At 36.3% G+C, this 22605-nt stretch carries 25 protein-coding genes and 1 tRNA gene; 6 read left to right on the top strand and 20 right to left on the bottom strand.

The annotated features are described in order from the left end of the window. Nucleotides 1-15 precede the first annotated feature (15 nt). Nucleotides 16-627, bottom strand: a complete 612-nt coding sequence (sodA, locus tag MHH45_RS22385) for a superoxide dismutase [Mn] (protein ID WP_016116345.1) — start codon at nucleotides 625-627, stop codon at nucleotides 16-18. Nucleotides 628-851: 224 nt separating this feature from the next. After that, nucleotides 852-925, bottom strand: a tRNA-Ile gene (locus MHH45_RS22380). Nucleotides 926-1577: 652 nt separating this feature from the next. Between MHH45_RS22380 and MHH45_RS22375 the strand changes: the two genes are divergently transcribed. The 3 genes from MHH45_RS22375 (at nucleotide 1578) to ispG (ending at nucleotide 3744) form a co-directional block, all read left to right on the top strand. Further along, the gene (locus MHH45_RS22375; RefSeq protein WP_016116346.1) at nucleotides 1578-2069 is read left to right on the top strand and encodes a DUF1189 family protein; all 492 of its coding nucleotides are present in this window, start codon (nucleotides 1578-1580) and stop codon (nucleotides 2067-2069) included. Nucleotides 2070-2133: 64 nt separating this feature from the next. After that, nucleotides 2134-2481: a hypothetical protein gene (locus tag MHH45_RS22370; RefSeq protein WP_016116347.1), complete on the top strand. Its 348-nt coding sequence runs from the start codon at nucleotides 2134-2136 to the stop codon at nucleotides 2479-2481. Nucleotides 2482-2646: 165 nt separating this feature from the next. Further along, nucleotides 2647-3744 carry a flavodoxin-dependent (E)-4-hydroxy-3-methylbut-2-enyl-diphosphate synthase gene (gene ispG / locus MHH45_RS22365; RefSeq protein WP_170927917.1) on the top strand — a complete coding sequence of 366 codons (1098 nt, stop codon included), beginning with the start codon at nucleotides 2647-2649 and terminating at the stop codon, nucleotides 3742-3744. Nucleotides 3745-3825: 81 nt separating this feature from the next. Here ispG and MHH45_RS22360 read toward each other — a convergent pair whose 3' ends face one another. From MHH45_RS22360 to MHH45_RS22345, 4 genes are all read right to left on the bottom strand, one after another. After that, the gene (locus MHH45_RS22360) at nucleotides 3826-4239 is read right to left on the bottom strand and encodes a Fur family transcriptional regulator (RefSeq protein ID WP_016116349.1); all 414 of its coding nucleotides are present in this window, start codon (nucleotides 4237-4239) and stop codon (nucleotides 3826-3828) included. 13 nt (nucleotides 4240-4252) lie between these two features. Further along, complete coding sequence (locus MHH45_RS22355; protein WP_016116350.1) at nucleotides 4253-5086, bottom strand: metal ABC transporter permease; 834 nt, start codon at nucleotides 5084-5086, stop codon at nucleotides 4253-4255. Next, on the bottom strand, nucleotides 5086-5856 hold the full coding sequence (locus MHH45_RS22350; RefSeq protein ID WP_003200336.1) for a metal ABC transporter ATP-binding protein: 771 nt from the start codon (nucleotides 5854-5856) through the stop codon (nucleotides 5086-5088). The genes MHH45_RS22355 and MHH45_RS22350 overlap by 1 nt, the downstream gene beginning before the upstream one ends. A 257-nt stretch (nucleotides 5857-6113) precedes the next feature. Continuing rightward, nucleotides 6114-6992: a YitT family protein gene (locus MHH45_RS22345; protein WP_016116351.1), complete on the bottom strand. Its 879-nt coding sequence runs from the start codon at nucleotides 6990-6992 to the stop codon at nucleotides 6114-6116. Nucleotides 6993-7143: 151 nt separating this feature from the next. Here MHH45_RS22345 and MHH45_RS22340 point away from each other — a divergent pair, with 151 nt between their 5' ends. Beyond that, on the top strand, nucleotides 7144-7398 hold the full coding sequence (locus MHH45_RS22340; protein ID WP_003200331.1) for a DUF2624 domain-containing protein: 255 nt from the start codon (nucleotides 7144-7146) through the stop codon (nucleotides 7396-7398). Between the two features lie 20 nt (nucleotides 7399-7418). On the opposite strand, the gene MHH45_RS22335 is transcribed toward MHH45_RS22340, so the two are convergent. Both MHH45_RS22335 and MHH45_RS22330 read right to left on the bottom strand, forming a co-directional pair. After that, complete coding sequence (locus MHH45_RS22335) at nucleotides 7419-8315, bottom strand: deoxyribonuclease IV (RefSeq protein ID WP_016116352.1); 897 nt, start codon at nucleotides 8313-8315, stop codon at nucleotides 7419-7421. Between the two features lie 280 nt (nucleotides 8316-8595). Next, nucleotides 8596-9906: a DEAD/DEAH box helicase gene (locus tag MHH45_RS22330; protein ID WP_016116353.1), complete on the bottom strand. Its 1311-nt coding sequence runs from the start codon at nucleotides 9904-9906 to the stop codon at nucleotides 8596-8598. 181 nt (nucleotides 9907-10087) lie between these two features. Between MHH45_RS22330 and vrrA the strand changes: the two genes are divergently transcribed. Continuing rightward, entirely contained in the window at nucleotides 10088-10729 is a 642-nt protein-coding gene (gene vrrA, locus MHH45_RS22325) for a VrrA/YqfQ family protein (RefSeq protein WP_088093667.1), read from the top strand. 90 nt (nucleotides 10730-10819) lie between these two features. Continuing rightward, nucleotides 10820-11770 carry a 4-hydroxy-3-methylbut-2-enyl diphosphate reductase gene (locus MHH45_RS22320; protein ID WP_016116355.1) on the top strand — a complete coding sequence of 317 codons (951 nt, stop codon included), beginning with the start codon at nucleotides 10820-10822 and terminating at the stop codon, nucleotides 11768-11770. A gap of 231 nt (nucleotides 11771-12001) precedes the next feature. On the opposite strand, the gene MHH45_RS22315 is transcribed toward MHH45_RS22320, so the two are convergent. The 12 genes from MHH45_RS22315 to MHH45_RS22260 all read right to left on the bottom strand — a co-directional run bounded on the left by MHH45_RS22315 (nucleotide 12002) and on the right by MHH45_RS22260 (nucleotide 22558). Continuing rightward, a complete protein-coding gene (locus MHH45_RS22315; RefSeq protein ID WP_088093668.1) occupies nucleotides 12002-13123 on the bottom strand; it encodes a Nif3-like dinuclear metal center hexameric protein in 1122 nt (373 codons plus the stop codon). After that, nucleotides 13120-13827 carry a tRNA (adenine(22)-N(1))-methyltransferase gene (locus MHH45_RS22310; RefSeq protein ID WP_016116357.1) on the bottom strand — a complete coding sequence of 236 codons (708 nt, stop codon included), beginning with the start codon at nucleotides 13825-13827 and terminating at the stop codon, nucleotides 13120-13122. Before MHH45_RS22310 ends, MHH45_RS22315 begins: the two co-directional genes overlap by 4 nt. Before the next feature lie 212 nt (nucleotides 13828-14039). Then, the gene (cccA, locus tag MHH45_RS22305) at nucleotides 14040-14396 is read right to left on the bottom strand and encodes a cytochrome c550 (protein ID WP_003200671.1); all 357 of its coding nucleotides are present in this window, start codon (nucleotides 14394-14396) and stop codon (nucleotides 14040-14042) included. Nucleotides 14397-14781: 385 nt separating this feature from the next. Continuing rightward, entirely contained in the window at nucleotides 14782-15903 is a 1122-nt protein-coding gene (gene rpoD, locus MHH45_RS22300; RefSeq protein WP_003200669.1) for an RNA polymerase sigma factor RpoD, read from the bottom strand. A 59-nt stretch (nucleotides 15904-15962) separates the two neighbouring features. Continuing rightward, entirely contained in the window at nucleotides 15963-17759 is a 1797-nt protein-coding gene (dnaG, locus tag MHH45_RS22295; protein ID WP_088093669.1) for a DNA primase, read from the bottom strand. 38 nt (nucleotides 17760-17797) lie between these two features. Then, the gene (locus tag MHH45_RS22290; protein ID WP_088093670.1) at nucleotides 17798-18256 is read right to left on the bottom strand and encodes a YaiI/YqxD family protein; all 459 of its coding nucleotides are present in this window, start codon (nucleotides 18254-18256) and stop codon (nucleotides 17798-17800) included. A 390-nt stretch (nucleotides 18257-18646) separates the two neighbouring features. Further along, nucleotides 18647-19459 carry a pyruvate, water dikinase regulatory protein gene (locus MHH45_RS22285; protein WP_016116360.1) on the bottom strand — a complete coding sequence of 271 codons (813 nt, stop codon included), beginning with the start codon at nucleotides 19457-19459 and terminating at the stop codon, nucleotides 18647-18649. A 29-nt stretch (nucleotides 19460-19488) separates the two neighbouring features. Further along, a complete protein-coding gene (locus MHH45_RS22280) occupies nucleotides 19489-20121 on the bottom strand; it encodes a helix-turn-helix transcriptional regulator (protein ID WP_026008574.1) in 633 nt (210 codons plus the stop codon). A gap of 107 nt (nucleotides 20122-20228) precedes the next feature. Continuing rightward, entirely contained in the window at nucleotides 20229-20975 is a 747-nt protein-coding gene (gene recO / locus MHH45_RS22275; RefSeq protein ID WP_016116361.1) for a DNA repair protein RecO, read from the bottom strand. Between the two features lie 33 nt (nucleotides 20976-21008). Next, nucleotides 21009-21152, bottom strand: a complete 144-nt coding sequence (locus MHH45_RS22270) for a YqzL family protein (protein WP_000883924.1) — start codon at nucleotides 21150-21152, stop codon at nucleotides 21009-21011. 109 nt (nucleotides 21153-21261) lie between these two features. Beyond that, nucleotides 21262-22167 (bottom strand): GTPase Era, encoded by a 906-nt coding sequence (era, locus tag MHH45_RS22265; RefSeq protein WP_016116363.1) that lies wholly within the window; start codon nucleotides 22165-22167, stop codon nucleotides 21262-21264. Beyond that, nucleotides 22160-22558 (bottom strand): cytidine deaminase, encoded by a 399-nt coding sequence (locus MHH45_RS22260; protein ID WP_003200655.1) that lies wholly within the window; start codon nucleotides 22556-22558, stop codon nucleotides 22160-22162. Before MHH45_RS22260 ends, era begins: the two co-directional genes overlap by 8 nt. Between the last annotated feature and the right edge of the window lie 47 nt (nucleotides 22559-22605).

Here is a 22605-nt window from a genome sequence, read left to right as displayed (position 1 = left end):
ACGGAACAAGCGATATTATTTAGCTTCTTGGTAACGTTTTTCAGCTGCGTTCCAGTCTACAACGTTCCAGAATGCACCGATGTAGTCAGGACGACGGTTTTGGTAATGTAAGTAGTAAGCATGCTCCCAAACATCTAAACCGATAACTGGAGTTTTACCTTCTGTTAAAGGTGAATCTTGGTTTGGAGTGCTTGTTACTTCTAGCTCACCATTGTTTACTACTAACCAAGCCCAACCAGAACCGAAGCGAGTTGCACCAGCTTTTGCGAACTCTGTTTTGAATGCATCAAAGCTACCGAATTTCGCTTCAATTGCAGCTGCAAGTTCACCTACTGGTTGTCCACCACCATTTGGAGATAGAATTGTCCAGAAGAAAGTATGGTTCGCATGTCCGCCACCGTTGTTGCGTACTGCAGTACGAATTGCTTCTGGTACTTCATTTAAGTTTGCAACTAATTCTTCAACACTTTTGTCAGCTAGTTCTGCATGACCTTCTAGCGCAGCGTTTAAATTTGTTACGTAAGTGTTGTGGTGTTTTGTATGATGGATGTTCATTGTTTCTTTATCAAAGTGAGGTTCTAAAGCATCATACGCATAAGGTAAATTTGGTAATTCATGTTTTGCCATTGTTACATTCCTCCCAGTTTATGTATTGCCAAAATGACTTGGCATACAACTTCATTTTACCCTAATTGCCATAGGGTGAAAACAAATTAAATCACATTGTCTTGCTATCATTAACGTAGCAAAATTCCCATTTCTTTTCAAATAAAATGCTCATATATTTCGTAAAAAAAGCTTCCTTCTACAAGGAAGCTTCCCGTCTACATGATGAACATGTGAAATGGATATGGACCCTGTAGGACTCGAACCTACGACCGGACGGTTATGAGCCGTCTGCTCTAACCAGCTGAGCTAAGGGTCCAGAATTATGTATATATCGGTGGCTGAAATTTAAATCACACCACCAAGTCTCCACAGAACTTTCATACAAGCTGAAAACTGTATGATTACATGGTTGAGTCACTGCGAGATATATCGATTAAGAAATGTAAGATAAATTTACCATATAAAAAAGAAAAGTGTCAATTGTATTTTTACTTTTCTTAAAGTCAAACTTCCATCAGTAAACTTTTCCTCATTTCTCAATGATGGTGAGCTCTCGTCTATTTTACATTTACTGAAGTCTATCTTTTTTATTTTCAAATCTTAAAAAATACCTTACTGCAAGCGAATAATTATATAAATCCATTTTGTTTTTTCGATATATAATAATCCCCCACTACGCAAAACAAAAAGTGACCTGCACTTGTTTTCTCTCTTTGTTTTACCATCGGACGGGACAGGAAAAAGGATCTGATCGCTTCTATGCATAGCCAGTTGCCCTCTCCTACCTAAAAGAAAGGTTTTATGTCAAGGTTTCAATTTATATTGATATAGCAAAAATTCCTTTATAGCTCCCACTTACTGGGGTATCAATCTTACTTCACACGATATAACTTGTGGTTCTCTAGATTCGTACGTTACAATAATTTTATGCATCAATCTATCATACATATAGCAAAGGAAGTGAATAGATGTCCGTATTTATGCAGCTAGTAAAAAGTTTATATTCGCCAAAAGACATGGCACTTTTTCGTTTTCAAAAAATCGGGAAAACGATTCTGTATATCACGTTATTGTGTTTAATTGCAACAATCCCAAAAACTTTTACATTTGAGAAAAAAGATATTAAAGATATTATATCAGCCATTGATAGCATTTATCCTATTCTCATGCTTGTTGTAGGAATAGGCATTTACTTGTTCCAATTATTCATTTCATTCCTAGGGGTAACAATTTTAGCCTTTATTGGTTCTGCAATGAGCGATCAGCGGAAGTTATCTTACACACAAATTTGGACATTAACAGCTTACAGCTATACAATTCCAACAATTTTATTTATGATTATGGATTTATTAAAAATAAATGTACCATGGTCATTCCTTTTATACACTGCAATCATTTTAATTGTTCTGTACTTAACCATTAAAGAAATACCAAAACCTAAAGAAAAACACGAACTATAAAAAATGCCATTTTGGCATTTTTTTTTTGGACAAGCATATATTTCCTAACAAAGGAGTGAGGAATATGAAAAGACTTGGTACACTCTTACTTGTGCTTGTTCTCGGTTACGTGTTTTATTACGATATAAAAATTGGTACTTTGCCAATGTTAAGTTCATACAAAAAACCATCAGCTGCCCAAACTGTAAAAAAAGAAAATGTTGATACAAAATCCAAAAAAGAAACGGATGCACAATATAAAGCGATTGAAGTAAAAACAGGAGATACTGTTTTATCCATTACAGAAGCGATTAACAAGAAAAAAGTTCCTTCTATTGAAAAAGTAATCGATGATTTTAAACAATTAAATAAAAATACATCTTCTACAAAAATTCAGATTGGAAAATCTTACAAATTTCCGCTATATCAATGAACCATCACTTAATCCTTGTCAATTACATAAAGGCGCTGATACAATAGTAAAAGTGAAACCGAGCATATAGGTTTCTATCGCTCCATATCACATATACTATATTTGATATGAGGCAACAAAATAAGAAACTTCTTTTATAAGGAGAGCGATCTATTCGTGAATGAAATGACTCATCGTACAAAAACACGTCCTGTTAAAGTCGGTAATTTAACAATTGGCGGTAATAATGAATTAATTATACAAAGTATGACAACAACAAAAACGCATGATGTAGAAGCTACAGTTGCTGAAATTAAACGTTTAGAAGAAGCGGGTTGTCAAATTGTCCGCGTTGCTGTTCCAGACGAACGCGCAGCAAATGCTATTGCTGATATTAAAAAACAAATTAACATCCCACTTGTTGCTGATATTCACTTTGATTATCGTCTTGCTTTAAAAGCAATTGAAGGCGGCATTGATAAAGTACGTATCAATCCAGGAAACATTGGGCGTCGCCATAAAGTAGAAGCTGTTGTAACTGCTGCAAAAGAACGCGGTATTCCAATTCGTATTGGTGTAAATGCTGGTTCATTAGAGCGCCATATTTTAGAAAAGTACGGCTATCCTACTGCAGATGGTATGGTTGAAAGCGCACTGCATCATATTAAAATTTTAGAGGATTTAGATTTCCACGATATCATCGTATCCATGAAAGCCTCTGATGTTAACTTAGCAATCGAAGCTTATGAGAAAGCAGCTCGTGCCTTTGATTATCCATTACATTTAGGCATTACAGAATCTGGAACACTATTTGCTGGAACGGTAAAAAGTGCTGCTGGTCTTGGAGCAATCTTAAGTAAAGGTCTCGGAAATACACTTCGTATTTCATTAAGTGCTGATCCTGTTGAAGAAGTAAAAGTTGCTCGTGAACTTTTAAAATCATTCGGTCTTGCATCGAATGCTGCAACACTTATTTCTTGTCCAACTTGCGGTCGTATTGAAATTGACCTTATCAGTATTGCAAATGAAGTAGAAGAATATATTTCTACGCTGAAAGTACCAATCAAAGTTGCTGTACTTGGATGTGCTGTAAACGGACCCGGTGAAGCTCGTGAAGCTGATATCGGTATTGCCGGTGCACGTGGAGAAGGTTTATTATTCCGTAAAGGAAAAGTCGTTCGCAAAGTACCAGAAGAAACAATGGTAGAAGAACTCAAAAAAGAAATTGATGTAATTGCTGCTGAAATGGCTGCAAATCAAGAAAAAGAAAAACAAGAGCAATAATAAAAACGGCTGCCTGGATGTCACCAGCAGCCGTTTTATAACTACAAATAAAAGCTTGTCAGTCTTTACGCTGACAAGCTTTTACTTTGCACACTTCGGGCAACGCCCATATATTTCAAACTTATGCCCTGTTACTTCGTATCCTTTAAAATCTTTATTCATAAAATCCATTGGACAGGAAGTAATTTCTTTCGTACCACCACAATCCAAGCAAATGAAGTGATGATGATGTTCCATAATTGAACATGTAAAACGAAAATGCTTTTCTCCATTTAATTCTGTTTGCTCCAAAACACCAATTTCAGCAAATACCGTTAAATTACGATAGATTGTATCAAAACTTAGTCCTGGGTAATCATCCTTCATATGCTCTAAAACGTCTTTTGCGGTTAAATAACGATTATGAACCGCAAATAAACGTAACATTTCTTCCCTTTTTCCAGTGTGTTTATAGCCTTTTTCTTTCATAAGACGTAAAGCTTCAGTCAGATTCATAACTATCCCTACTTTATGCAGTTTTTTTCTTCTTCCATAAGATTGCACCGATTAAAATAAGAACCGCTAGCATAACAATTGTACCACCTGGAGCTAAATCAAGTTGATAAGAAGCAAACAGCCCACCTATCACGGAAATTTCACCAAATAAAATGGAAAAGAAAATTGTTTGTTTAAATCCTTTTGCGATGCGGATACTTGCGGCAACTGGTAACGTCATTAGGGATGATACGAGAAGAACCCCAACAACACGCATTGATACTGCAATGACAAGCGCAACTAAAATAATAAAAATAAAGTGAATCCATTTAGTACGAAGACCTGTTGATACAGCATATTCCTCGTCAAATGATAATAAAAATAACTCTTTATATAATAAAACAATTATTGCAATAACTACGATTGCTACAATACCAATAAGAATTAAATCCGTGCTTGTTACAGCACTCACGCTACCAAATAAGTAACTAAATAAATCCGTATTAAATCCATTCGCAAGTGAAATAAAAACAACTCCGATTCCCATCCCTGCTGAAAGAATAATCGGAATCGCTAATTCTTGGTAATGCTTATATACAGTACGTAATTTTTCAATTAATAGTGCTCCACCTATCGAAAAAATCATTCCCATATATAACGGATTTAAAAAACCACCTGTAAAAATCGTTTTTTCTAGTAACAAACTTGCGGCAATCCCTGATAATGTCACATGACTTAAAGCATCTGCAATCAGTGACATGCGACGAATGACAACAAATACACCGATTAACGGGGCAACAAGCCCTATTAAAATACCAGCGTATAAAGAATTGCGTAAAAAATCATATTGTAAAAAATCCTGTATCATTATATCCTCCCGTGATGCTCATGATCATGTTCTAAACGATGAACATGATGTCCATATAAAATCGACATTTCTGCATCTTCTAACTCTCGGAATTTCTCAACATTTCCATGGAAATGCAAATGCTGATTTAAACATGCAACATGCGTCACCTTCTCTGTTACAGCTCCCATATCGTGTGTAACCAGAATCAATGTGATACCTAGTTTTTTATTTAAATCTTCTAGTATCTCATAAAAGCTCTCTACACTCTTTACATCAATCCCCACTGTAGGCTCGTCCAAAATTAGTAATTCTGGATTACTTACAAGCGCGCGTGCAATAAACACACGTTGCTGTTGTCCACCGGAAAGCTCTCCGATGTTACGATTTTGAAATTCACTCATTCCTACATCTGCGATTGCCTTTGTAACCTTTTCTTTATCTTCTTTCTTCAAGAAACGAAATAGGCCTTTTTTTGAAACAAGCCCCATTGAAACAACTTCAAAGACAGTTGCTGGAAAACCAGAGTTAAAGCTGTTAGCCTTTTGTGAAACATAGCCAATTTTATTCCACTCTTTAAACTTCTTGCTATCAATACCAAATAACCGAATACTCCCTTTCTTCGGCTTCAAAACACCTAATATACACTTTAATAGGGTCGATTTACCAGATCCATTCGGTCCAACCAAACCTAAAAAAGCTCCCTTAGGAACTTGCAAATTAATATCTTCTAATACATTTCGATCTTCATACCGAAATGTTAGTCCTTCTATTTCCAACATATTCTTCATAGCATCTCACCTATTTTAATTCAGAATGATTCCGATTTACCTCTATTTGAATTATAGTATAACTTATTATAGTTGTAAACCAATCTGCCCAAAAATATATTCTTTATTTCGGACAACCTTATTATTATAACAAAAAAGCAGAGAAAATCTCTCTGCTTTTTAAGGATATTCAAAAATTACGGCAAAGATTGCTTTCACATTTCTTCATACTTTGGAACTGATTGGCTTTCTTTATCTTCTTTTTTGAACACGTACTTTTAATGAATAGCGGATTTAAATTTACCACCATTTGTCTCTTGCGTACTCATAATTGTAATAAAGGCATTTTCATCAATTTCATGAACAATTGATTTTAATTTTGTTACCTCAAGACGTGTAACAACTGCATAAATTACTTCTTTCTCTTTATCTGTATAACCACCTTTAGCAACGAGTTTCGTTGTTCCACGACCAAGGCGGTGTAAGATGGCATTTGATACTTCTTCATACTGATCTGATACAATCAGTACTGCCTTTGTCTCATCCAACCCTTGAATAACCGTATCAATTGTTTTAAATGCGATATAGTATGTCATAACAGAATACATTGCCTGTTCGACACCAAACACAAATGCTGCCCAAGCAAAAATAAATAAGTTCACAAACATAACAAATTCACCAACAGAAAACGGTAATTTTTTCGTTAATAAAATCCCCATAATTTCCGTTCCATCTAATGAACCACCATGCCTAATAACAATCCCTACACCAATCCCTAAAATAAGACCACCAAAAACGGTTGCCAAAATCGGTTCCGTCGTAAAAGGCTTGAAAGAATGTAATGTTGACTCAATAAATGCTAAAGCGACGATTGCAAAAGCAGAAGATAACATAAAAGTTTTCCCGATTTGTTTATACCCGGAATACATAAACGGTAAATTGAGGATGACAACTAAAGTAGAGAAACTTAACCACCAAATGTTTGGAGTAAGATAATCTAGTATGAGGGAAATACCGATAATACCACCATCAATGATTTTATTTGGCATTAAAAACAGTTCAATAGCAACCGCCGCACACGTTGCACCAAAGACAATCATAACTAAACGATACAATAGGTGAATAATACTTTCTTTTCTATGTTGTTTTTTTTCCATAAACCCTCCTTATATACTTTTTATATAGTTTTGTTCTTTTATTATAACATAGTCTTCTTTTACTTATAGAAAAAAGCATCTACTATGCGAATATATACAAGCATCCCGCACATATATTTCGATATAAGAACAACTGAAGGAGGACTACATCATGAACCTCATCAAGCACATTGTAAACAAAAAATTAAATCATATGACAACAAAAGAATTATTGAAATATAGTAAAGAATATGAAGTTCCCATCACAACTGAACAGGCTGAGCAAATTGTCCCTTTAATAAAAGGGAAAAACATCAACATTTATGATACAGGAGAAAGACTAGAACTTTTAAAAAAGATTGCAAAAGTCACTTCCCCATCTACCGCTCAACAAATAAATACGTTATTTCAGAAACTATTAAAATAAGGAGGTGGAAATCCCCCTCCTTATTGTTCTTTAATCTTCTCAAGAAGACCTTCATCAAATGAGCCACTCTTCAACATTTCAATTTCAAACTTATATGGTGGTTTTTTATCTTTCTTATCCTCACCTACATACGGTGTTTCAAGAATTTTTGGTACATGCTGTAATTGTGGATGGTGTACGATGTGGTGTAACGCTTTATAACCAATATGACCGAAACCGATATTTTCATGACGGTCTTTTCCAGCTCCACGTATATTTTTACTATCGTTAATATGCAATACTTGCAAACGATTAATCCCAACAATTTTATCAAATTCATTTAATACACCGTCAAAGTCATTCACAATGTCATAACCTGCATCATGCGTGTGGCACGTATCGAAACATACAGATAACTTTTCGTTATATTTTACACCATCAATAATTTTTGCAATTTCGTCAAAGCTGCGTCCGCACTCTGTTCCTTTTCCAGCCATCGTCTCTAGTGCAATATTCACTGTCTGTTCTGGCGTCAATACCTCATTTAGGCCTTTAATGATTTGCTGAATACCAGCTTCAGCTCCCGCGCCAACATGAGCCCCTGGATGAAGTACGATTTGCTTCGCTACACCTAACGCTGACGTTCTTTCAATTTCCATGCGAAGGAAATCAACACCTAATTGAAACGTTTCCGGTTTTGTCGTATTACCAACATTAATAATATAAGGTGCATGGACAATAATTTCTTCAATACCATTGAGCTCCATATGTTTACGCCCTGCTTCTATATTTAACTCTTCAATTGGTTTTCTTCTCGTATTTTGCGGTGCACCTGTATAGATCATAAAGGTTGTCGCACCGTATGAAACAGCCTCTTCACTTGCTGCTAATAACATTTTCTTACCACTCATAGAAACATGAGACCCAATCTTTAACATATAATCACCTCTTCAATATACAATAGCTATAATGATAGCATAATTTGTAGAAATATGTAGTGAATTGTTTGTTCACAAAACAATAAACATACTGCTAAAACAGATTCACAAGTTACGCTCCCACGCTTCTAAAGCATGGAACTCTTCTTAGTATATCAAGATTAGTGGAGTTTTTCTTAATTCCTGCTGGTTATTAGTCCTCACCTAACACCTTTATTTTTGCTACAGGAAAGATTCACATTCGTAAATAAAAGGATAAAAAAAGATAAGGGATCTCCCCTTATCTTTTTTTATTACTGTATTTATTCTTCACTTTTGCACGTTCTGTTGCCAGTTTTCTCTTATAATTAGGTTTTACTTTTTTCGGCTTCTTGACAACTTTCGTTGCCATAATATCAAGTTCATCATTTGGCTTTTTACGACTTTTACGACGACGGCGGTCACCTAAATCAGCCCATTCATCTCCACGTAAGTCTACATGATTAAATATGATATTACGTTGTTTTTCTAAGCTATCTAACGCTTCTTCATTTGCTGGATCATAAATTGTCACTGCAATTCCTGAATATCCAGCACGAGCTGTTCTTCCTACGCGGTGAACAAAGAAATCTAAATCAGATGGAAGTTCATAGTTAATAACATGGCTAATCCCTTCAATATCAATACCACGTGCGGCTAAATCTGTAGCGACAATGTATTGAAACTCTAAGTCACGAACTTGTTTCATCATTTTTTTACGATCACGTGGTGATAAATCACCATGAATTCTTCCTACTTTTAATCCACGCTCTGCTAATCCGTCCGCAACTTCATCCGCTTTTTTCTTTGTATTTGTAAAAACGATTGCTAAATACGGCTTAAATTGAAGTAACATATTTTTCACTAATTCAATTTTATTACGATGTCTAGAAGGAACTAAATAATGCTCAATATTCCCTGCTGCAACTTGTTTTGGATTAATATGAATATGCTCTGGATTCTCCATATACTTCTTCATAAACGGTTTTAATTTTTGAGGAATCGTTGCAGAGAAAACAAGCATTTGCAAGTTTTTAGGCATACGCGCTGCAATTTTATCTACATCTTGAATGAATCCCATATCAAGCATCAAGTCTGCTTCATCAACAATAATCGTAGTAGCTTTATGAACGAATAGCGCTTTTTCTTCTACTAGATCTTTAATACGCCCGGGTGTCCCAATAACAACATGAGGTTGTTTTTTCAATTTTTCAATGGATCTTTGCTTATCTGTTCCTCCGATTAAGCAGCGTGCTGTAATCATTTGATCTTCTTCACAAAACTTTGTTAACTTTACAATCTCTTGATAAATTTGTTGTGCTAACTCACGAGTAGGCGCTGTAATGACAAGTTGGACCTCTTCTCGTTTCGCATCAATTCGGTTTAATGTTGGAAGTAAATATGCGTGTGTTTTACCAGAACCCGTTTGGGACTGTCCAATTACACTCACACCTTTTTTCACAACAGGAAAAATTTTCTTTTGAATTTCTGTCGGCTCTGAAAAGCGTAGTTCACGAACTGCATCTATTAAAAACGGTTGAAAATTATATTGTGTAAATGTTGGTAGTGTCATAAGTTACACCTTCTTTCTAAAATTTCTACTGCGCGCACAAATCAGTCAAGTCTACATTATATCGAAATCTAATAATAAAATCCATCTTTAGTTTAGGTTTTCACTCAAAAAACTAACCTTCTTTCTTTTCATTGCATATTGTATGTGTATATACCTAACTGAAGAAAGGAGGAGTTCTCTTATGTATCCGAACTCTCCTATGGGCCAAATGTATACAGGACAGCAACCGTACACCCCGTATCCTATACCTAATTTACCTCCTATGATGCAAAAAAAGAAAGGATTTCTCTCGAAGCTATTCAAAAAACACGATCCGACTCAGCCTTTTATGCAAATGGTTCCTCCCTATCGACAAATGGAGGGACAACCGATGATGCATCAACATCAGCAGCCCTATATGCAGCAGTCACAACAAATGATGCCACCTCAAATGAACAATCCGAATGAAATCCGTGGCTCAGCACCGATTATACCTAGCGCTAGCGGTGGCGGTGGCATTGGCAGCTTTTTTTCCAACTTAATCTCCAATCCAACAGGTATGTTAAATAACATTGAAAAAGTTGCTCAAGTCGCTCAATCTGTTGGACCTGTCGTCGAGCAGTATGGACCCATTGTGCGCAGCATACCAAGCATCGTAAAAATTCTCACTTCTGGAAAAGGTGCTGCTGAAGAATCAGCAGAAGAGGTGGAAGTAATTACTACACCTCCACCACCTTCAAAAAAGAAAAAAAAGAAGAAAATAATTTTAGAACCAGTTATTGAAAGAGCCTTACCGAAAGAGGATATCCCGCGTATGGCACCAAAACCAAAACTATATGTCTAACAATCCTTTGTTTTCTGTCCGCTCCTCCTTTATAATGGAAAAGACTATGTACAAAAAGGATTCCTTGTTTAGAAGGAGAGGATTACTCACATGAAAATTGTTAAAATTTCCCCTCGTGGTTATTGCTACGGTGTTGTTGATGCAATGGTCATTGCACGCAATGCTGCACTAGATAAAACATTACCGAGACCGATTTATATTTTAGGTATGATTGTTCACAATAAACATGTAACCGATGCTTTCGAAGAAGATGGCATTATTACATTAGATGGTCCAAGTCGATTAGAGATTTTAGACAAAATTGATTCTGGTACTGTTATTTTCACAGCACACGGTGTTTCTCCAGAAGTTAAACAACGTGCAAAAGAAAAAGGGTTAACGACAATCGATGCAACATGTCCAGATGTTACGAAAACACACGACCTTATCGAAACAAAAAAAGCGGAAGGATACCATGTGATTTACATTGGTAAAAAGGGACATCCAGAACCAGAAGGTGCCGTTGGTATTGCACCTGACATCGTTCATCTTATTGAAAAGGCAAATGATTTGGAGACACTAGAAATCCCAACAGAGAAAATTTTAGTAACAAATCAAACAACAATGAGTCAATGGGACGTTCAGCACCTGATGGAAGACATTCAGAAAAAATTCCCAACAGCTGAATTTCACAAAGAAATTTGTTTAGCAACACAAGTACGTCAAGAAGCAGTTGCTAAGCAAGCAGATGTAGCTGATTTAACGATTGTTGTCGGTGATCCAAAAAGTAATAACTCAAACCGTTTAGCCCAAGTATCACAAGAGATTGCTGGTACAAAAGCATACCGCGTTGCAGATGTAAGCGAAATTCAATTAGAGTGGCTGCAAGGGATCGAAAATGTCGCTGTTACTGCAGGGGCCTCTACACCAACGCCAATTACAAAAGAAGTAATCGCCTTTTTAGAACAGTACGACCCAATGAACCCAGCAACTTGGGAACGTAAACGAAACGTACCACTTCAAAAAATCTTGCCACGTGTAAAAGTAAAAAAACAACAATAAAAAAAATCCGTTGCTAACTCACTAGCAGCGGATTTTTTTATTCAATATAAATCTATTTTGATTTTTTCACATATAAGTCGCTGCTACGAAGAACAAAAAAATTACCTATACTCTTTTTTCTCTTTGTTTTCACCTGGCATGGGGCAAAAAAAGGCTCTGACCGCTTCTATGCATAGCCGGATGCTCTCTTCCATCTAAAAAGAAAGATTTTATAATTTTTCTTTTTAGAGCTTATACAAAAGTAAACGGATCTGTATGTAACTGAGAAGCATGAATTTGCACAGCAAATTTTTTCTCATCTACTTTTTGCTGTAATTGCTTTTGCACACCTTGTTTCATCACTTTTTCAACATTATGTCCTGGATCCACAATATTTAATCCGAGCATCATCGCATCATGTGCAACATGATAATACATATCGCCCGTCACATACACATCTGCCCCTTTAAATTCCGCTTGCGTAATATATTTATTCCCATCACCGCCAAGCACTGCTACTTTCCGCACTTTATCGTCTAAATCCCCAACAACTCGCGCACCTTTTACATCTAATGCCGATTTCACATGTTCAGCAAACTGGCCTAATGTCATTTCTTCTTGCAAATATCCAATTTTACCAAGTCCTAACGTTTCTCCCTTATTATCAAGGGGGTATACATCGTAGGCAACTTCTTCATATGGATGTGCTGTTAACATTGCTTTTACTACTTTTCGCTCTAGTGGGGCTGGGATAATCGTTTCAATCTTCACCTCTTCTACACGCTCTAACTGCCCAGTTCCGCCTATATAAGGGGTTGTCCCCTCCCCAGGCATAAATGTACCTATTCCTTCACTATTAAACGTACAATGGCTATAGTTACCGATATAACCAGCTCCAGCACCCCCAAGAGCTTTGCGAACTTCTTCAGCATGCGTTGCAGGCACACATACAACAATCTTTTTCATTTCTTCCGAGTATGTTGGAGCAAGCACTTCTGTATTTTGTAATCCCAGCGCCTCAGCAAGCAAGTCGTTCACTCCGCCTTTTGCTACATCGACATTTGTATGCGCTGCATAAACAGCGATATCGTTTTTGATACACATTTCAATAATTCGACCATACGCCTTATCTGTATGGATTGCTTTTAGCGGACTAAAAATAAGCGGGTGATGAGCAATAATTACATTCGCACCTATTTGAATCGCTTCTTCTACAACCGCTTTTGTAACATCTAGTGCAATCAATACATGCTGAACTTGCTTATTGAGTGCACCAATCTGCAAACCAATTTTATCGCCTTCCATCGCTAAATGCTTCGGATACATACTTTCAAATAAAGAAATCACTTCATGCCCATTTGGAATTTTACTCATGATAAAACCTCCTCTATCATTTTCATTTTCTCGACTACTTCAATTCGTTTTGCCTTTGTATCTTCTGATTCTGTCGCACGCTCTATTTGCTTCAGGATATTTTGAAAGTTTTTCAGTTCATTTTCCCATTTCTCTACAAACGCATCACTTTTTTCCTTCATCAAAAATGGTCCAATAAATAACTCTGCTTGCTTGTTTTCATGATAAGGAGTTAGCGGTTCTCCTTTTTCCCCAACTAAAATCTCATAAATCTTTCCGTCTTCTTTTATAATTTTTTCATGAATAAGCTCCCAACCATTTTCAATAAACCATTCACGAATATGATGTGCAGCAATATTAGGCTGTAAAATTAAACGTGTTACACCATTTAGCTTTTCTTTTCCATTCTCTAAAATATCACGAATTAGTGCTCCACCCATACCAGCAATTGTAATAACATCGACTTCTCCTGGTGTAATAACAGCTAAGCCATTTCCTTTACGAACATCTACCTTTTCTTGCAGGCCACTCTCAGCCACTGTAGCCTGTGCAGAACGGAATGGCCCATCTACCACTTCTCCCGCTACTGCCTTTGTAGCAATATTATTTATGATTGTATAGCACGGTAAATACGCATGGTCGGAACCAATATCTGCAACTGTAGATCCTACTGGAATCTCCCGCACTACTTCTTCTAATCTTTTTGAAAGCTTCACTTCATTCATTTATTTCCATTACTCCTTCTCTTGTCAGTCTGTCTCCATGATAATGAATTTACAGTAGTTGTTGCAAGTAAAGAAACAAAACAATTCATTTATTTCATCGTATTTTAGAATAAAAGGAAAAACAAGCTCCCTGCCATAAGCAAAGAACTTGTTTTATCGGTCGTATTCCACTACATGCGAATCCTACAATTCTCACGGATGAAAGGTTCACTTTATTTTTTCTTTGATAACCAATCAGCTACTTTAGAAGCCTGATCTGCTGGAATTATATTCGCTGGCATATTTCCTTTCCCTTTTGTAAGCACTTCCTTAATTTCATCTTTGGAAAGTTTCCCACCAACTTTTTGTAAGTTAGGCCCTACTGCACCTTGCAACTGATCACCATGGCAGCTCGTACAACTTTGTTTCACAATATCTTCTGGTTTCGATGCCGTTTGCGCTGGTTTCCCACCATTTTTTGCATCAGCAAGCTCTTTAGATTTATGTAACCCCTGAAACGAAAATACAAACATAATGATAATGCCCAGTGCTGCAATAAGAGCGAATGGAATCAACGGATTACGTTTCATATTTCTTCTCCCCCCTCTACACCCCCAAATAGTTAGATGATTCAGTCACTTCTATTGTACTTGAAAACGTTCTATCAGAAAAGACAAAACTATCAGTTGTTAAAAATATTCCATAAATTCAGTTTATTGATTCTCTTCCTTTTATCCCATATTATTTTGATAAATATCAACGCTTCTCATCATATTTTTTGTTTTTCTACATATATTTTTGTATAGAATAAACGAAATTAATCGAAAAATCGAAAAATGATCATTTGCAAATCAAAAGACAATTCTGTAAAATAAATTACAAGAATTGTAATCGTTACTGACAGCTAAATTTTAACAAAAATTAACAAAATAAAAAAGTTTACTTCACAAATGTGAAGTAAACTTAAAAAGAACCCTATTCTAAGAAATCTTTTAAACGTTTGCTACGGCTTGGATGTCTTAATTTACGAAGCGCTTTTGCTTCAATTTGACGAATACGCTCTCTCGTTACGCCGAATACTTTCCCAACTTCTTCAAGCGTACGAGTTCGTCCATCATCTAAACCGAAACGAAGACGTAGAACATTTTCTTCACGATCTGTTAGTGTATCTAACACATCTTCTAATTGTTCTTTTAGCAATTCATACGCTGCATGGTCCGCAGGTGATGTTGCTTCTTGGTCTTCAATAAAATCGCCTAAATGTGAGTCATCCTCTTCACCAATTGGTGTTTCAAGAGAAACTGGCTCCTGTGCAATCTTTAAGATTTCGCGTACTTTTTCTGGAGCAAGATCCATTTCTTCTCCAATTTCTTCTGGAGATGGTTCACGTCCTAAATCTTGTAATAATTGACGCTGTACACGGATTAATTTATTAATTGTTTCAACCATATGAACGGGAATACGAATTGTTCTCGCTTGGTCTGCAATGGCACGTGTAATCGCTTGACGAATCCACCAAGTTGCATACGTACTGAATTTAAAACCTTTACGATAATCGAACTTTTCAACAGCTTTAATTAAACCCATGTTTCCTTCTTGGATTAAGTCTAAGAAGAGCATACCACGGCCTACATATCGTTTTGCAATACTTACAACAAGACGTAAATTCGCTTCCGCAAGACGGCGCTTCGCTTCTTCATCACCTTCTTCAATGCGGGTTGCAAGTCGAATTTCTTCTTCAGCAGATAGTAGATCCACACGGCCGATTTCTTTTAAATACATGCGAACAGGGTCATTGATTTTTACACCTGGTGGCACACTTAAATCATTTAAATCGAATTCTTCTTCTGTCTTTGTGATTTGGTGATTATTCGGACCTTCATCGTTGTCGCCAACTAAATCAATTCCTTGTTCACCTAAATATTCATAATATTCATCCATTTGATCGGATTCAATTTCAAATCCATTCATGCGTTCTGCAATCTCTTCATATGTAAGAACGCCACGTTTTTTTCCAAGCTCAGTGAGTTGTTCTTTCACTTGCTCAAGAGTCATATCAGTTTCAATTTGTTTAGAACGAGCTGGTTTATCAGCCATCTGTTCCCCTCCTTACGCGAGATACAAACATTCATTATAATAAAATTTTATACAAAAAGCTATCTTCTTGCTTTCTGATTTTGTAAATATGCTACATAAAATTTTGCAGCTTCTACTGGATCTGTTTTTTCCATTTGCTTTAATGCAAAAATGGTTTCCATCTTTTTAAGCTTTTGCTTATGGCGGCTTAGCGCCTCTAAGTGACCTTGCAATATTTCATCACTGTATTCTGGATTAATGAATTCATCCGTTGAAATATTGGTGATAATATTTTTCAATTTCTCATCAGAGAGCCAGCTCAAGAAATTCCCGACTGAAGGTTCATTTCCCTTTTCATAATATGCATATAGTTCATATAAAATCCCTTTATGTTCTTCCGTATGAAAATCTTCTATATGAGGTTCAATACGGAAAGCAACTTCGGCACTTTGTAACATATGGTAAATGAGCTCTCTTTCTGCCCTTTCAAAACCTGAAAATTTCGGTTTTGCCTGAACAATTTGAGGCGGCTTAGAAATTTGTTTCGTTTGTTTTTGCTGTATCTTTTGTTCTTTGCGATATTGGTGCAATTGACCTAAAAGTGTTTCCATTGAGTAAGAAAATTCTTGCGATAATGATTTTAAATACGACTCCGCTTGCATTGCATCTTGCAATAATGCTAGCTCTTTTAAAACACTTTTCACATATTCTTCTTTACCAGACTCATCTTGCAAATTTTTCCCTAAACGCAAGTAATTTATTTTGAATCCAACAAAACTTATACTAGCCTTTACAAGATTTTCAAACGCCGCTGTTCCATATTGTTGCACATATTCATCAGGATCAAGCTTATCTGGCAATGAAGTAACCTTCACATGACAACCAACTTGCGATAACAATTGTCCTGCTTTCATCGTCGCTTCTCGTCCTGCTTTATCACCATCATAGCAAAGAACAACAGTTTCAACATTACGCCGCAGAAGTTTTGCCTGTTCTTCTGTTAAAGCTGTTCCCATCGTCGCAACTGATTCTTCAATCCCGCTTTTTACAGCAGCTAATACATCAGCATATCCTTCAAATAGAACAACTTGCCCTCGTTTTCTGATAAACGGTCTTGCTTGATGGAAGTTATACAGCAATTTACTTTTGTAAAAAATAGGTGTTTCTGGGCTGTTTAAGTATTTGGGAGTATCATCCCCCAACGCCCTTCCACTAAACGCTGCGACTTTTCCTTGTAGTGTGTGAATGGGAAACATAACCCTTCCGCGAAAACGGTCATGATGACTGCCATCCCTTTCACTCCGCACAAGCAAGCCAGCTTGTTCCATGGTCGATAACGAAAAACCTCTTTTTTGTAATATTTTTGTTGCTGCATCCCAACCTGGAGATGCATAACCAATTTCAAACTTTGCAATCATCTCTTTTGTAATACCTCGATTTAGTAAATAAGAAAGAGCTTCATTTCCCTCTTCAGTATTTACTAAAAGATGGTGATAGTATTTTTTCAAAAGTTCGTGAGCCTGTAACATAATGACACTGTCATCAGATATGTTCTCTTGTTGATCTTGTCCTGATGTATAATCTACAACCGAAATATTATTTCTTTCTCCTAGCTTTTGCACAGCTTCTATGAAAGAGAGCCCTTCCATCTTCATGAGAAATGAAAAAACATTTCCTCCCTCTCCACATCCAAAGCAATGAAAAATTTGCTTGTCTAATGAAACAGAAAATGAAGGTGAATTCTCACCGTGGAATGGACAAAGCCCAAAATAATTGCGCCCTTGCTTTCTGAGCTGAACATACTCACCAATCACTTCTACAATATCAGATGATGTCCGAATCTGTTCAACAACTTCTTCGGGAATTCTGTTCCCCATAACTCCATCTCCGTGTCGTATTTTGTATTCGATACAAATTAAAGGATTCCTTTATAATTCGACAATATTTTTTCTAAATTTGTTAAAAAGCATTGTCGATCATGGGCTGAAAATGCTTTTGGACCTTTTGTGTAGGTCCCTTGTCTGCATAACTTCGCAGATACATACCTACTATATAAAATTGTATCCATTTGCTCATCAGTCACAAATGTACCTCGTGGAGATAATACATATACTCCCTTTTTTACAAGAAGACCAGCAAGTCCCATATCCTGTGTGATTATGAGATCTGAAGCTTTGGCGTGTTTATAGATATAAAAATCCACCTCATCTTGCTCAGAATCCACATATATCCAATTCCCTTGCTGTTTTTTCGAACGATGGGCGTAGGATGCGACAAACAAAATTTCGTCATGGGATTTTATTCCAACTTGCACAATTTCATCCTTCACAGGACATGCATCTGCATCAACTAGAATCTTACTGATGTTTTGCATATTTCTGTATTCTACATCCCTTCTGTGAATCCTTCCATAATGTGCGTTTTCTTGTCCAGATTTTTGTCGATTTTACGTAAATGCATACCTTTTCCGTAAATCCTATCCCTAGTTTATTCTGAAAAATTAAAGTCTAAACGTAAAATGTACCTTTTTATCACAATTTTTTATTATAATATATTTTCTCTAACTTCGCTACATATCCTTTTAAATTTTATCTAGCTATTCACGGGCAGTAATACTCCCATTTCAAAATTCAGATTAAAGTAAAAGGTTAAGTGAGGGACAACCTACCCGTAAAAGCCCAAATAGTAAAGGATGAAGAACTCCACTGATTAAAGTTTTTCTTTATCTTGAGCGAAAAAAGCACATTCACCCTTGGTAAATGTGCTAAAACATTTTTTGGTTTTGCACTGCATTCACAATAATATTCGCTGTCTCCTCAATTGCCTTATTTGACACATCAATAACTTGACAGTTTATTTTACTTACTACCTTCTCAAAATGATCAATTTCTTCTTTAATACGATTGATGTTCGCATATGTTGCTCCATCATTTAGCCCAAGTGATTTTAATCGTTCTTTTCGAATGTGATTTAACTTATCCGGTGTAATTTTCAAACCGAAACATTTCTCTTTTGCAACTTGATATAATTCTTCAGGCGGATCCACTTCTGGTACAAGTGGTACGTTCGCAACCTTCAATCGTTTATTATGAGCTAAATATTGTGAAAGTGGCGTCTTTGATGTACGTGATATCCCAATTAAAACGATATCAGCTTTTAAAATCCCACGTGCATCTCTACCATCATCATATTTAACAGCAAACTCAATTGCTTCAATCTTTTTAAAATATTCTTCATCTAATCTACGAACAACACCAGGTTCATACCTTGGAACTTGTCCTGTAATCTCTTCGATTTGATCGATAAGAGGCCCGATAATGTCATATGCCTCTACACCCTCTTTTGCCGCTTCTGCTAGCAAATACTGACGCATTTCTGGTTTTACTAACGTAAAGCAAATAAGTGCTCGATTACTTTTCGCAATTGAAATTACCTCTTTTAATGTCCCTGTATCTTCCACATACGGTACACGTCTAATATCAGGAGCAAATGGGAACTGTCCCATTGCAGCTCGAACAACTAAATCAGCCGTCTCTCCAACAGAGTCAGATACGACATATACGATTTTATTATCCATTACATTACCTCACTTTAAACAAATTACACTTATTCATTGTTTACTAAATTTACAAACGCACGCGTAATATTTGTTTTTGTAATTCGACCAACAACTTCTAACCCTTGTTTCGTGTCTTTTACAACTGGTACAGCATCAATCTGTCTTTCTATTAATTCCATCGCAACATCATATAGAGAATCCTCTCTACGGCACATTGCGATGTTTGGCATCCTTGTCATGATAATATTAACCGGAAGCGATGTTAAATCCTGCTTTCCTAAGCTTGCACGTAATAAATCTTTACGAGAAACTACCCCAACTAGAAGCGTCGCTTGATCTACAACAAATAAAGTACCAACATCTTCTAAAAACATGGTACAAATCGCATCGTATACGGAAATATTTTTATCAATTACAACCGGTCTAGATTGATAATCTTGTACCTTAACTTTCTTAACAGCTTCTGATAATAACTGTCCCCCAGTTTTTCCTGTATAAAAATAACCGACACGTGGACGTGCTTCTAAATAACCTGCCATCGTTAAAATTGCTAAGTCAGGTCTTAATGTTGCACGTGTTAAATTTAATTGTGCCGCAATTGATTCCCCTGTAATAGGACCGTGATCTTTTACAATCTGAATGATATGTTCTTGCCGTTTATTCAGTTCTATGATAATCACCACCTTCAATGCAAAACGAAAAAAGTTATACTATCTCTTAAATATTATATACTAAATATGCTTTTTGAAAAAGAAAGTATGTAAAAAGGACCTATATATGGTCCTCATTATATTTGAAATTTATCAAGTTGTTCAAGAAAACGCCTTGATTTCAAATAGATTCCGCAATATTCATCATAATATGTATTTAATACTGTACGTATTTGCCGCTTCGTTCCATCCTTAACAGATACATTACCAAGGCGAGCTAAATCAAAATGATAAAAGAGGCGTAGCAATTTATGAACAGCCTCTCCCACCGGAATACGGTATGGATCTTGCTGCGCATGACGCGAGCACAGAAAACCGCCTTCTCGGACAGAGAAGGCGACAAAATCTGCTTCTTGGTGACAAATTGCACATGTATCAAAGTATGGATGCATCCCTAGTACTGGGAGCATTTTCGTTTGATAAATTAAAGACAATACTTCAGCATCAACACCCTCACACATATAGTGCAACGTTTGATGTAACATTTCAAATAAATACGGATTATGTTTCTTATCTTCAGTTGCTTTATCGGTCAATTCCACGATAAATGATGCATAAGCAGTTAAAAATATATCTTCACGAATTTCTTTCATAGATGAAATTATTTCACCTTGTTGCAAAGTCCCAAGTCCAGACCCCATTTGAATCAGAAAGTGACCATGCATCATAAGTTGCGAAATAGATGCTAACCTACTTTTCGGTTTTTTCGCCCCTCTTGCCATTGCACTTACCTTTCCAAGCTCACGGGAGAATATCGTAACAATTTTATTCGTTTCTCCGTAATCTGTTGTCCGGATGACAATTCCCTCAACTTTTTGAAACATGTTTGTCACCATCCAAGGTTTGAACAAAACGGGTCAAGAAATTGGAGAATCTAGATGCGCTAGCTCCTCTTCATGTTGATCCATCTCATCGTTTACGTCTTTTTCCATTTCCTTCAAAAGCAAATACGTTTCAATGCTTCCTGTCTTGGAGAAAAACTTCCAGGTAAAATCTAGCATAAGAATCCACCTTTCTCAGTAAGCGTAGCATATAAACCAATTTCTTTTGTTGTTATTAAAATGACCCATTTTGTCCATTTTCATGTGAGAAAAATTTTCCTAATTTCTATTAATACTCATCTTCACGGAAACCAAGATCGCGAAGTTGTGACATTTTATTACGCCAATCTTTTTGTACTTTTACCCACACTTCTAAGAATACTTTTGAACCAAGAAGTGCTTCAATATCAAAGCGAGCTCGCTTTCCAACTTCTTTCAGCATTTTCCCTTGTTTTCCGATAATAATTCCTTTTTGCGATGGACGCTCTACAATAATTGTCGCATTCACATAGACCGCTCCACCTTCACGCTTTTGAATCGCATCAATCACAACCGCTACCGAATGTGGTACTTCCTCACGTGTTAAATGAAGTACCTTTTCACGAATAAGCTCAGCAATAATAAATCGCTCCGGATGATCCGTTACTTGGTTGTCTGGATAGTATTGTGGTCCTTCAGGTAAATATTTTTTAATCGCACCGATTAACGCCTCAATATTATTACCATCTAATGCAGAAATCGGAACAATTTCTGCAAATTCATGTAACTTACGATATTGATCAATTAATTCCAGCAATTGTTCCGGATGAACTTGGTCAATTTTATTGATTACTAGAAATACCGGTTGCTTTGTTTCTTGTAATTTTTCGATAATAAACTCTTCACCACGACCAAAACCTTCAGCAGCATTGACCATAAATAATACAATGTCAACTTCTTTTAATGTCGTTTGTGCCATTTTCACCATAAAATCGCCTAATTTATGCTTCGGCTTATGTATTCCTGGCGTATCAATAAAGATAACTTGTGAATCATTTTCTGTGTATACACCTTGAATTTTATTACGAGTTGTTTGTGGTTTGTCGCTCATAATTGCAATTTTTTGACCGATAATTCGATTTAAAAATGTAGACTTTCCAACATTCGGTCTTCCAATTATAGAGACAAAACCTGATTTATAACCTTTTCTATTCATGTAAATCCTCCGCTAAAAATGCTCCTGGTAACAATTCTCCAACTGTTGTCTCCTGAACGTCACCATGTAAATTTGATAAGTATACTTTCGTATCCTGTTTACATAATTCTATCATAACTTGACGGCACGCTCCACAAGGAGGTACTGGACGCTTTGTATCCGCTACTACCGCAATGGCTACAAATGCTTTATCTCCTTCAGAAACTGCTTTGAATAAAGCTGTTCTTTCTGCACAATTACATAATCCATATGATGCATTTTCAACATTACATCCTCGGTATACTTTTCCATCTTCCGTTAATAATGCTGCACCTACTTGAAACTTAGAATATGGTACATACGCTTGTTTACGCGCTTCGATTGCTTCTTGAATTAATTCTTTGCTGTTCATGCTCTCGCATCCTTTCCATTCACAATTGTGAAAAGATAAAATGAAAC

The organism is Bacillus sp. FSL K6-0042 (genome assembly GCF_038006685.1).
GTDB lineage: Bacteria > Bacillota > Bacilli > Bacillales > Bacillaceae_G > Bacillus_A > Bacillus_A pseudomycoides.
Note: the sequence above shows the minus strand (reverse complement) of the source record. Positions and strands in the feature narration are given on the sequence as shown.